Annotated in this window: 8 protein-coding genes; 3 read left to right on the top strand and 5 right to left on the bottom strand. The window is 66.7% G+C overall.

Going from position 1 to position 12358, the window contains the following annotated elements; all coding sequences use genetic code 11:
* Positions 1-553 precede the first annotated feature (553 nt).
* Entirely contained in the window at positions 554-2308 is a 1755-nt protein-coding gene (locus VHB27_RS00625; protein WP_325596626.1) for a hypothetical protein, read from the top strand.
* 636 nt (positions 2309-2944) lie between these two features.
* On the opposite strand, the gene VHB27_RS00620 is transcribed toward VHB27_RS00625, so the two are convergent.
* From VHB27_RS00620 to VHB27_RS00610, 3 genes are all read right to left on the bottom strand, one after another.
* A complete protein-coding gene (locus tag VHB27_RS00620) occupies positions 2945-4639 on the bottom strand; it encodes an FAD-dependent monooxygenase (protein WP_325596624.1) in 1695 nt (564 codons plus the stop codon).
* Positions 4640-4714: 75 nt separating this feature from the next.
* A complete protein-coding gene (locus tag VHB27_RS00615) occupies positions 4715-6253 on the bottom strand; it encodes an FAD-dependent oxidoreductase (protein WP_325596622.1) in 1539 nt (512 codons plus the stop codon).
* 160 nt (positions 6254-6413) lie between these two features.
* The gene (locus tag VHB27_RS00610; RefSeq protein ID WP_325596620.1) at positions 6414-7595 is read right to left on the bottom strand and encodes a CaiB/BaiF CoA transferase family protein; all 1182 of its coding nucleotides are present in this window, start codon (positions 7593-7595) and stop codon (positions 6414-6416) included.
* Positions 7596-7748: 153 nt separating this feature from the next.
* Between VHB27_RS00610 and VHB27_RS00605 the strand changes: the two genes are divergently transcribed.
* Positions 7749-8558 (top strand): enoyl-CoA hydratase/isomerase family protein, encoded by an 810-nt coding sequence (locus VHB27_RS00605; protein WP_325596617.1) that lies wholly within the window; start codon positions 7749-7751, stop codon positions 8556-8558.
* Positions 8559-8702: 144 nt separating this feature from the next.
* Here VHB27_RS00605 and VHB27_RS00600 read toward each other — a convergent pair whose 3' ends face one another.
* Both VHB27_RS00600 and VHB27_RS00595 read right to left on the bottom strand, forming a co-directional pair.
* The gene (locus VHB27_RS00600; RefSeq protein WP_325596615.1) at positions 8703-10283 is read right to left on the bottom strand and encodes an ABC transporter substrate-binding protein; all 1581 of its coding nucleotides are present in this window, start codon (positions 10281-10283) and stop codon (positions 8703-8705) included.
* Between the two features lie 138 nt (positions 10284-10421).
* Entirely contained in the window at positions 10422-11213 is a 792-nt protein-coding gene (locus VHB27_RS00595; protein WP_325596613.1) for an alpha/beta hydrolase, read from the bottom strand.
* A gap of 746 nt (positions 11214-11959) precedes the next feature.
* Here VHB27_RS00595 and VHB27_RS00590 point away from each other — a divergent pair.
* Positions 11960-12175, top strand: a complete 216-nt coding sequence (locus VHB27_RS00590) for a hypothetical protein (protein ID WP_325596611.1) — start codon at positions 11960-11962, stop codon at positions 12173-12175.
* Positions 12176-12358: the final 183 nt, after the last annotated feature.

Below are 12358 nucleotides of genomic sequence, written 5' to 3'. Positions count from 1 at the left end.
GAGCATGCAGCGCTGGTCGGCACCTATGCCCATGCGCTGTCGATCACCTTCCTGGCCGGCGCGGCGATCGCCGCCTGCGCCTTCGCGATGGTGCTGTTCCTGCCCGAACGCCCGCTGCGTGGCAGCCAGGGGGGCGCCTAGTACCTCCGCACACTGGTTTTGACCGGTTGGACGGCGGGCTGCCCGCGATTGTCTGTCCACTGGGTTGTGGCCCTGCTCAGGGCGGCGGCTTTCGACCCAAGCACGTCATTTGCAACTGCGTTCGGCTGTCCCAGAAGCGGACCTTCGCGCGTGCGCCCTGCCGACGGCTTCGCGCCCATCCGGGACCTAAGATTGAACGATCGACATTCCCCCAACCGGACGGTCCGCCATCACTCCCAATCGCGTAACATTTCTGCCCTAAAGGCGCATTCTCCGCCTGGCTGCATTCAGCAGTAACTCAGGAGAGCGTATTATGGAGAAAGGCTTACGATTCCCGTCACGATACGCCGCCCTCTCAATCCTACCCATCACCCAAATTCCAACATAGCTCCATCACCTAGAGGATTGATCCATGAACGAAGCGTGGATTCTTCAAGCGGCTGAAATTCGGCGTCCGTTTTCTCGGGCGACCTGGATCCCCCTTCGTGCGTCGCTCAATGAGGAGAAGGGCGACGTGAAGGAAGTGGGGTATGTCAGCGACGTATTCGCTTGCGGCTCCGTTGCCTTTCCCAAACAGCATCGCGCACTCGCCGAGCGCTTGAGTTGGAGCGACATCGGCATCGGGCAAACCGTGGCACCGTATGCGTACTCGGATGGTCATTACTCGTCGATCGATGAATATCAATACAACGACAAGGAGCCCATCGGGATCAATCTCGTTTTCGAGCATCCGCAGCCCGTGGTCGGTGGCCGGCAGTGGATCCTCAATCCGGATCTTGTGGTCGCACTTCGCCTTATTAAGGAGGGGCAGAACTGGGTCAGGCCTGAAGAGGACTTTGTCGTGGTCGCCAGGGAGCTGCTCGACCGCGATGGCAGCCATAGCCTGATCGAGATCAAGCGCGAGTTCCTGATGGACTACCTGGCCGCGCGCGGCCTGTTCCTTCGTCTGTCCTATTACCGCCAGCGCGTCGAGAACGTGGCCGACCTCAAGGACAGTCCCTATGCCGGGCTGACAGAGATCCAGGAGCAGCGTGAAGGAGGAAGGTATGAGCTACGCATCAACGAGCTGAACGCCGTGTTCGGCGGGAGTTGGGCGTTGTTTCGCGTGTGGCGCACCGACGTCGACGAGGAGGAGGACGCGCCGGTGATGAGCCCTGAGACGAACGATAACACCGCCTCAGAAAGCGCCGAAGGCCATCGAAGTGGCTACCCCGGCGTGCGCGTCCAAGGCGAATTTTGGCGAGACGAGTGGATCGAACATCAGGGAAAGAGCACGCGTGTGCGCGGGGACCAGGATCAGAATCTGCCGCACTTCATCGTCGACACTGACGGTTCGCGCAAGTTCTCGACCGAGCTCAACAACCAAGACATCGGACGGTGGCTCTGGTTCCGCCCGTCTGTGGTCAATGAGATTCTGAGCCATCGAGGCTTTTCCCTGAAATGGTATACGGCGGAAACCGGCGCGATCCGATCCACCTCGGGATATTCAACCCATTTCGGGATCAACGCCTCGGACCTTATCACCGTCTACGCCTACGACATCGCTAGGCTACCCGCCTGGGAGCAGTTCCTGTGGGCCGCGAGCAATGTCGCGCCGGAGGGCAAAGTCAGCGCCGAACTCCTCGCCTCCCAGGTAAAGGCGCAGCCAGCGGAGACCAGTGCCGTGGAAGAGGTGCTGTTTCGGTGCATGCGGCTGCTGGAGGCAGACTTCCGCAAGACATTCGGCGTGTCGCTGTTCTCGCATGAGATTGACGATGCCGCGTTGATGCAGCACGTCTCTCGCTTTTCGAGCAAAGATCAGGCGTCGCTCTTGGGGCTATCCAAGGAACTCGTTCGGATTTTCTCCGACCGGCTCGATGTGCGCTCTCTTCGGAAGCTGTCCAACCACCCCGACAAGGAGAAGTTGGGCTCCAACAAGTTGCTGCAGAGCATCTTGGCCCAGAAGGTCGGAGAGGCACGCGCGCGCGAGGTCTTCGCTGCTATCGCCGGCGCCTACGACATGCGCGTTGGTGACGCGCACCCAACAAGCTCAAAGATCGGCGAAGCCCTTAAGCTCGCCGGCATCGATACCACGGCGTCGCACCTGCGGCAGGGCGAGCAGTTGATCCGCAACTTCGGCTACGCTGTCTGGTGCACCGGCAGTCTGATCTTCGGAGGCCACGAGTAAAGTGAGGGATAAGCCGTTTGCCGCCGAAGACGGGTGATGGTCCTATGGCGGCAGGTCGACGGATCGGCGATGAACGGTGGCAATCAGTTTTGAGTTGGCCGCCGGCACCGCGGGTTGTAGTTCTCTTTAGACAGCAGCTCTTCTTTGTCGCAATGCCGGACGAGTGTCGAGGGTCGTGCCTGCGCGGCTTGAACAAGTTGATCTTGTCGTAGTCTGACTACGACAAGATCAACGATCCCAAATCACCGATAACTTGCGCGGGCGGTTGCGGGACGACCAAGATTTACTGAACAGTATAGATGGCTATCCGGCCAAGAGTTGGTACGATTTGGAGTAGTTCGCATCGCGTGAGTTTTATGGAAGTTTCCATCCGCTATAGAATCTTCGGAATATCTGGAATATTGGGTTGTAATCTCGAAGCGGACATTCCCCTTCCGGCCAGTCCCGGCCGGGGGCTGAACGTCTGGTATCCATATCGGACGCCCGGAAGCGGACCAGTAGGAAGCCACCCGAAACGATCGGTCCAGGGGAAACCTACTTGGGCAGGCGAACGTCGCGGGCACATGGGGCCACGACGCCGGAGTGCCGCTGCCGCAACCGGTCAAAACTTCTGTGCCAAGGTACCAGGGACCTGCTCTAGCCAACCGCCATCGCGATCAGCCTCAGCGCCGCCCACAGGCCGGCGATCGACGGAACCTCGCAGCACCAGCCCAGGTAGCCGTCCGGCCGCGTCAGCCAGGTCATGCCCGGCGCGGCGCCGAACGCCGCGGCAAAGGCGCCGGCGGCGTCGTGCAGCACCGGCACGTCCTCCCGGTCCGCCTCCGCCCCCGCTCCCACCCCCGTCCCGGTCCCAGTCCCTGTCCCTGTCCTCTGGGGGGCGACGATGAAGCCGCTCGTCGCCTCGCCGACGGTGGCGCGCAGCAGGGCCAACATCTCCACGAACGCGTCGACCCGCGCATCCGCCGCGTCCAGATAGGCGAACAGCACATGGCGCCCGCGCCCGAGCCGTTCGTGCAGCCGGAACGACTGCTCGACATAGGCGCGGCGGAGCGGTCCGGCATCCGGCACGCGGTCGCCGGCGGCGAGCAAGGCGTCGGCCGTGCCAGCCCCATCGTCCCGGACGATGGCGCTGCCGCGGTAGCCGACCAGAAGCTGCGTCTCCCGCATCCCCGGCATCGGCGCGCGCTGCATCAGCGACTCGTTCAGCGCGCGGCTGGTGTTCTCGACCACGTCCAGCCCGACGGCGCGGCGCTCCGCCGCATAGCTGTCCAGCAGGCCCGGGGCGGCCAGGCCGCGCTTCGCCAGCGCCAGCTTCCAGGCGAGGTTATGGGCGTCCTGCAGGCCGGTGTTCATGCCCAGCCCGCCGATGGGCGGATGCAGATGGGCCGCGTCCCCGGCGAGGAAGACGCGGCCCCGCGCGTAGTGCGACACGATCCGGTGGCTGACCCGATAGACCGAGGACCAGTGCAGCGAGGACAGCTTCGTCCCCGCCGGCAGCAGCGGCGCCATCAGGGCCGTGATCCGGTCCAGCGACGGCGGGGCCGGCGCCTCGGTCCCGGTCGTCGCCCCGGCGGCGACGTCCGGGGCGGTCCCGTCGGCTGGACCGGGCTCGTCCGGCAGGACGGTCGACAGCCGGTAGCGCTGCTGCGATCCCGCGACCGGGACCGCCACCAGCGTCGTGCCCGCCCGGTCGGCGGTCCCGCTGTGGTTGAAGCGATAGAGGCGCCCGCGCGGCAGGTTCCAATCGACCTCCAGGTCCGCCAACACGAAAGCCTGCGGATACTGCCCGCCCTCGAAATCGAGTCCCAGGACCGATCGCACCTTGCTGTGCGCCCCGTCGCATCCGACCAGCCAGCGGCAGCCGATCGTGCGAACCGCCTGGTCCGGCCCGGCGACCTGGGCGCTGATGCCGTTCCCCGTTTCGGTGAAGCCGATGAGCGTCGAGCCATAGGAGACGGCGCCGCCATGACGGCGCAGGCAGGCTTCCAGGACGCCCTCCGTGCCGTGCTGCGCCAGCATCAGGCTGCCGAACGGCAGCACGGGCGGGATGTCCATGGACTGGCCGGGCACGCCATCGGTGAAGCTCGAAAGGCCGTTCAGCCAGACGCCTGCGTCGATCGCGTCCTGCGCGATCCCGAGATCGTCGAAAATCTCCAGCGTGCGCGCGGTGATTCCCAACGCCTTGCAGAAGAAGGACCGCTGCGTCATCCGATCGATCAGCGCCACGCTGACGCCGTCGCGCAGCAATTCGGTCGCCAGCAGCAAGCCCACCGGTCCGGCGCCGACGATGAGCACGTCGACCGGCGTCGTCGACCCCGTAGCGGATGTCACGCGCGTCGCCCCCTTTGTTTCGGACACCATATGTATAGGCAGTTTCCGGGGGGCATGGAACCCGGCAAGGACCGTTCAGGCTCCGAGCGCCGCCCGCTCCATCGCCAGTTCGGCCTTCAGGTTGTCCAGGTCGCGGAAGATGGAGGCGACGGCCAGCACGCGTCCGTTCTTCTTGTAGCGCAAGAGACAATCCTTGCCCTTGATGTCGCCGTCCACCGCGATCTCGTCCCAGCCCTCGGCGTGGCCGACATAGTTGATCGGCACGTCGTAGTGCTGGCTCCAGAAGAACGGCACGGCATCGAACACCTCCTGCCCGCCCAACATGTTGCGGGCGGCGGCCTGGCCCTGGCGCTGGGCGACGACCCAGTGCTCGACCCGGATGTTTTCTTTCGAGTAACGGTCCGGCCAGCGCGCGATGTCGCCGGCGGCGTAGACTCCGGGGACGCTCGTTTCCAGCGAGGCACTGACCGCGACGCCGCGATCGATCGTCAGCCCCGCCTGTTCGGCCAGCGCCAGCCGGGGACGCACGCCGATCCCGACGACGACAAGGTCCGCGTCCAGCACGCCGCCGCCCTTCAGCACCGCACGCCGGCCGTCGATCGCCGTCAAGGTCTCGCCCAGGTGGAACCGCACGCCGTGCTCTTCATGCAAGGCCCGCACGAAGTCGCCCATGTCCGGGCCCAGGACCCGCTCCATCGGACGTTTCTCCGGCGCCACGACATGGACCTCCAGGTCGCGGGCGCGCAGCGACGCCGCCACCTCCAGCCCGATGAAGCTGGCGCCGACGACGACCGCGCGCCGCGCCCCTTGCGCCGCCGCAATGATGGCGCGGCAATCGGCGAGCGAGCGCAGCGTGTGGACATGCGGCTGGTCGGCGCCCGGGATCGACAACCGTACCGGCTCCGCGCCGGTCGCGAGCAGCAGCCGGTCGTACGGCAGCGCCTCGCCACCCACCGCCACGCGCCCCGCTTTCACGTCGATCCCTTCGACGGTGACGCCGAGACGAAGGTCGATCTTCGCCTCGGCATAGAAGCCCTCGGGCCGCATCGGCACCCAGTCCTCCGGCGCGCTGCCGGCGAGGTAGTCCTTGGACAGGTTGGGCCGATCGACCGGCGCCGCCGCTTCGGCGCCGAGCATGGTGATCGCGCCGTCGAAACCTTTGCGCCGCAGCATCTCGGCCGCCGCGAAACCGGCGGCGCCACCGCCGACGATGACGACGCGCCGTGGTGCCGCGGCGGGGGGTTTGGGCGGCGGCGGCGGCTTCAGCTTGGCGCGGACGGTGATGCGCCCGTTGTCTTCCTCCACCTTCCATGCCGCCAGTGCCGTCAGCGCGGGCGCGCATGTGGCGTCCCCGGTGCGCAGGTCGAAACAGGCGTGATGCCAGGGACAGCGGATCGTGTCGCCGACCACCAACCCTTCGGCGAGCGGGCCGTGGTAGTGGCTGCAAGAGGCGTCGACGGCGAAGATGCCCGATCCCGTGCGCACCAGCAGGACGTCGTCCTCGCCCACATGGCCCAGCAGCATGTCGTCCTTGAAGTCGCTGGTCTCGACGCCCAGCGCCAGGTCGGGACCGGCCGGTCCCTTGCCTGCTTCGGTCGCGTCTTCTCCGGCCATCGTGGAGCACTCCTTTCCCGCGAGGATGGTTTTTCCCAATGGGTTTTTCCCCTCAGGCTAACTCCCGAACCGATGGGAAGTTCCGGGGCGGAGCGTGGCGGCATCCCGGTCAATGATCAATCGTGATGACCGCTCCTGAAAGGGGTCACCCCGCCCGCGGTCAGAGTCCGACCGCGTCCCTGCACCGTTCGATCGCGTCGTCGTCGAAGCCAAGGACATCGCGCAGGATCTCCGCCGTGTCCGCGCCCAGCCCGCCTGCCGGCCACCTGCGTTCGGGCGGCTGGTCGCCGACCTTGAACGGCATGCCGACCAGCGGCCGCGCCGTTCCGTCCGGCGCCTGCGCCGACACGACCATGTCGTTCGCCAGGACCTGAGGATGCGTCAGCACCTGGTCGATGGTCTGGATCGGCGACACGGCGACGCCGGCCGCTTCCAGCAGGCCCGCCCAGTGCACGGCGGTGCCGCCGGTGAAATGCGCTTCCAGCAGCGGGACCAGCGCCGCCTTGTGCTCCACCCGGCTGGCGTTCGTGGCGAAGCGCGGGTCGCGCCCCAGCGCCTCGTCCCGCAAGGCGCCGCAGAGCCGCGCCCACGCGGCGTTGTTGGGGGCGCCGACCAGGATGAAGCCGTCCCGGCAGCGGAACGCCTGGTACGGCGCCTGGTTCGCCCCGCCTGATCCTTGCTTGACCGGTATGATCCCGTCCTGCAGCCAGGCGACCGCGTGATAGCCCATCAGCGACACCGCCGTCTCCAGCAGCGACGCACGGACCCATGTGCCCGTCCCTGTCGTCGTCCGCGCATACAGCGCCGTCATGATGCCGCCATAGGCGCTCAGGCCCGTTGCCATGTCGATATAGGAGACGCCCGTGCGCACCGGCGGACCGCCCTCATAGCCCGTCACCGACATCGATCCCGAGAACGCCTGCACCATCAGGTCATAGCCCGGCTTGTTGCGCAGCGGCCCTTTCGCGCCATAACCGGAGATCGAGCAGAAGATCAGTCGCGGGTTGATCGCCTTCATCGTTTCATAGGAAATGCCCAGCCGTTCCGCCGTGTCGGGCAGGAAGCTGTGCAGCATGACATCCGCCCACTCGGCCAGCCGCCGCAGCACCGCCCCGGCCGAAGGCGATTTCAGGTCGAGCGTCATGAAGCGCTTGCCGCGGTTCACGCTGTGGAAATTGCTGCTCAGCCCGTCCGGCATGATGGGCGTCCAGCGCCGGTTCTCATCCCCCTCGGGGCTTTCGACCTTGATCACGGTCGCGCCCCCCTCGGCGAGCAGTTGGGCGCAATGCGGCCCCGCCAGGACCCGGCTGAGATCGACGACGCGCAGGCCGTCGAGTATCATGACGCGGCCCCGGTCGTCGGTGATGGTTGGGCTCCGATCATGCGAATCCTCCTTGGCTGCGGCCGGTTCTGGTGGCGGCTCGTGGTTCAGCAAGCCCCTATCATCGACCATGATTGCCGATTGGCAACCGCGGCGGATTGGAAAGGAAACGCCATGAACGAAAAACGGACCGCCGAGCACGCACCGATCGTTGGTTACGAATGCATCGATGGCATCGCCATGATCGGCTTGAACCGCCCGGACAAGCTGAACGCCCTGGACGACGACATGGCGCTGGCGCTGGCCGCGGCGCTGCATCGGTTCGACATCGATCCGGACGCCCAGGTCGCGGTGCTGCATGGACGCGGCCGGGCCTTCTGCAGCGGCGCCGACGTGCGCAAGCGCCAGCTTCGCAGCGAGACGGAACTGCGCCAGCACGGCGGTCCCCAAGCCTGGGGCGCCAGCGCCAACGAGTTGTTCGCCCGTGGCGTCAACTGGAAGCCCGTGATCGCCGCCGTGCACGGCTATGCGCTTGGCCTCGGCCTTGGGATCACGCTGCAAAGCGACCTGGTCGTCGCGGAGCGCGGCACGAAATTCCAAGTGACGGAGACCAGCCGCGGCCTCGCCGCCGCGCGGCATTGGGCCATGCTGCGGTTCCGGGGCGCCGGGTCTTTCGCGACGCAGATCACGCTCACGGGGCGCATGTTCACGGCCGAGGAAGCCTTCGCCGCCGGCGTCGTGGACTACCTGGCGGAACCCGGCGCGGGGATCGAGATGGCACGGAACGTGGGACACGACATCGCCCGCAACCCGCCGCTGAGCGTGCGGGCGACGGTGCGGACCCGGCGATGGTACATGGCGCAGGCGGAACGGGAGGCGTTCCTTCAGACCGATCCGTTCAAGCTCTACCTCACGGAAGACTTCCGCGAGAGCGCTCGGGCCTTCGCCGAGAAACGACCGGCCGGCCCGTTCAAGGGGCGGTAGGCGGCTGCCGGTCGGGGACGCGGCCAGTCAAGGACGGGCCCAGTCAAGGACGGGCCCAGTCAAGGACGGGGCCGGTCGGGGACAGGGACAGTCGGACCGGCGCGGGGCGGCGCCGGGTCATGACTGGAAAGAAACGGCCTGAACCTATGCCTCCTTCTTCACCCCATAGAACTGGGGCCAGCCGTCCGGCACATCCTTCATATAGGTCTTGAACGCCGTCGGCTGGTCGTACATCCCCATCGGCACGTAGCTCGGGTCCTGCCAGAACGCCTCCTGCATCTGCTCGCACAGCTTGTGCTGCGCCGCCTGGTCCGGCGCCTGGAACCATGCGGCGATCAGCGCCTCGATCTTCGTGTTCGTGGGCCAGCCGAACCACGCCGCCTTGCCGTTGCCGCGGATGGCGATGCTCGACGCCGGCGAAATGTTCCCGAAGCCGCCGAGATAGGTATAGAAGACGTTCCACCCGCCCTTGGCCACCGGCTCCTGGCTGCTGCGGCGCTGCACGACCGTGCCCCAGTCCAGCGCCTGCATGTCGCAATTGAAACCAGCCTTGATCAGCATGTCGGTCGCGACCTGCGCCTCGGCCCAGATGGTCGGGAAATTCGATGCGCCCAGCACGACGATCTTTTCGCCCTTGTAACCGGCCGCCGCCAGGTCCTTCTTCAGCTTGTCGTAGTCCTTCGGCGGGTTCATCACCTCCACGCCGACCGCGCTGGCCATGGGCGTTCCGGGAACGAACAGACCGACGCCGGTCTTGTACAGCGATGGTTCCGCGCCCGCGACGGCCTCCATCACCTCCTTCTGGTCGATCGCGGCCAGCGCCACGCGACGGATGGCGGCATTGTCGAACGGCGGGTTCAGTTCGTTGAACCGCAGGCACCCCACCTCGCCGGTCCGGTCCTTCACTGCGATCGTGATGTCCTTATAGGTCCTGAGCTGCGGCAGCAGGTCGAGCTGCGGCTGCTCCCACCAGTCGATCTCGCCTTCCTGCAGCGCGGCCGAGGCGGTCGCCGGGTCCGGGATGACGTTCCACACGACGCGATCGACGTTCGCCACCTTCGGGCCGGAATTGAAGCTGGGCACGCCATCCTTGCGCGGCACATAGGCCGCGTTCTTGGCGAACACGACGCGCGAGCCGGGGATGCGTTCGTTCGCCAGGAACTTGAACGGGCCGCTGCCCACCACCTCGGACACCTGCTTGAACGGATCGGTCGTGGCCAGCCGTTCCGGCATGATGACGCACTGATACTCCGCCAGCGCCGTGCTCAGCAGCGGGAAGGGCTGCTTCAGGCGGAACCGGATCATCGTGTCGGACGGCGCCGAGATCTCGTCCACCCGGGTCATCAGCACCTGGCCGAAGGGGTTGCGCGCGCCGAAGCGCTTGATGGAGGGGACGCAGTCCTTGGCCAGCACTTTCTGTCCGTCATGGAACACCAGGCCGTCGCGCAGCGTCAGCTCCCACGTCTTGCCGTCGGCCGAGACCGTGTGGCCCGCCACCATCTGCGGCTGCACGTGGAACTGCGCATCATAGGCATAGAGCGTGTCGAACACCGCCAACGAGTAGTTGCGGGTGACGTCGGCCGTCGTCCACACCGGATCGAGCGAGGCCAGGTCGGCCTGCGGGGCGAAATTGACGGTCTTCGGCCCATCGGCCCGAGCGATTCGCGGCGCGGCCAGGCTGGCCGAGATCACGGCGGCCGATTGCAGTAAAGTCCGTCTTTTCATGCCTTTTCCCCTGTTTCGACTGGAGGCCGGGGACGTTAAGCCGCAAACCCGGCGGCTGCCAGCCCCTATTCGGACGCTTTCTCCTGAAAGGCCTGCCGGCGCAGCCGTTCGGCGATCAGCGGCGCAGCCGTTCGGCGATCAGCGACGCAGCCTTTCGGCAATCAGCGGCGCGGCCGCGTCCGACATGCGGGCGCCGTCATGCCCCACGCCCGGCACGTCGATCAGCTCCCACGCCAGGGTCATGCCCAGCGCCTCCGCCGCCTGCCGGCCGGTCCGGACATAGGCGTGCGCGCGCCCGTAGCGGTGCGGCCCCTGGCGCATCGAGTTCGGCCCCTTGGGGAAATGCGCGCCGGTCGTCCCCGTGTCCTCGGTCCCGGCCAGGATGGTCAGCGGAAACCCCAGCAGCGGCGGCAGGTCGGCCTGCGCAAGGCCCAGCGCACCCAACCCCCAAGGCCATGCGATCCCCAGGTCCGGCATCGCATAGGTGCCGGCATTGGCCGCCACCGCGACCGCGACGTGCTCGCGGTAGCCCAGCGACAGCATCCGGTGGACGTATTGGCCGCCGGCCGAGTGGCCGAACAGCCCGTGGCGCGGTGCCGTGGTGATCCCCTGGTCCCGCAACGCCTGGAACAGGCGCGGCCCGATGCCGAAGGTCCAGGCCTCCGGCGGGTTGGCGGCCCCGTCCTTGGTGCGCAGGTTGCCGAAGTGGTACCAGAGATATTCGGGGAAGCTGTCGTCGGGGAACTCGATCGCGATGGCCAGGAACCCGCCCGCGTCGACATGGGCCAGCCAGTAGTCGCGGTAGTCCCGCCCGTTGCGCCGCACCCCGTGATGCACGAACACCACCGGCATCGCCGGCGACCATCCGACCGGCCGCGCGGCGTGCAGGTGGAGCGCCCGGTCGGGAAACGCCTGATCCCGATACGCCATGCTGTTGGCGCCGGGCCGGGCGACGAGTTGCGACAGGTCGTGCAGGCTGGGCCTCCGTGCTTTGGGGGGAGCGTAGCGCGGATCGGCGGGGCTGCAACCGGGTGGTGGGAGGCGGATGTGCGGTCGGGGTCGGTTGTTGGGGTGTGGTGGTGGTAAAGGGATTCAACACAGATGGGCACGGATGCGCGCAGATGAACACAGATTCGGGGGGTTGGACCGGAGTACCCCCCGGAGCGCGCCCCGGGATTTTCCCCCGGGATTGCCCCTCGGGATTGCCCCCTGGGATGAGACACAGGAATTCGACATATTATTATGATAAAGAAACTACTGACTTTCGCTTCGGGTTGAGCAGCGTTATTTGATTACGATATCGGACTGGAGCGGGCGTGGCACGTACCCCGAGACGACAAGGAAACTTGAAGCAAAAGAAACCCGGGGTTGGGTCGGAAGACAGCCAGCCTGAGACCAGGAAACCAGCGGCACGCCGGCGCCAATCCGTCCCGAATCTGTGTTCATCTGCGTGCATCCGTGCCCATCTGTGTCGAAAAATCCCGCTCTCAACCAGCACACAGCCCAACCAGACACGACGATACCACCCCAAAACGACCCGCACGCCCGTTCACGACGGCCAAATATCGCCATCACGCCAAGACGAACGCCGGGGACTTGCCGCGACCACGCCCCCGGTCTAACAGACCACCGCTTTCGGAACCGTAACCCTTCACATCCGCCGACGGAACGATCTCATGCTGATCGCGAACGGAAGGCAGTTCGTCGCGCTGCGCAAGGATGGCCCGCATCGCCGCCCGCCGGTGTTTCACGCGGTGACGCCGTTCTGCCGCATGGCGCTGTGCGCCGCCGAACCGGGCGCCGGTTCGGGGTGGGCCGAACCGCCGTCCAGTAGTGTGACCTGCCCGGCCTGCCTCACGCGGTTGCGCCGGTTGCGCGGGGCCAAGGGCTGACCCGCCCGAGCCATCCCTCCGTGGGGGGCTGCCCAAACGCCCGCCCCACCAAACGCCCGCCCCGCCAAACACCCGCCCCACCAAACACCCGCCCCAGCAAACACCCCTGGGCGCCGGCCCGTCAGACCGCGGCGCGCAGGTATTGCGGCAGCAAGTCCGGCTTCACCCCCAGCGCCTTCGCCG

Source organism: Rhodopila sp., from assembly GCF_035548235.1.
GTDB lineage: Bacteria > Pseudomonadota > Alphaproteobacteria > Acetobacterales > Acetobacteraceae > Rhodopila.
This window is presented reverse-complemented; position numbering and strand designations above follow the sequence as displayed.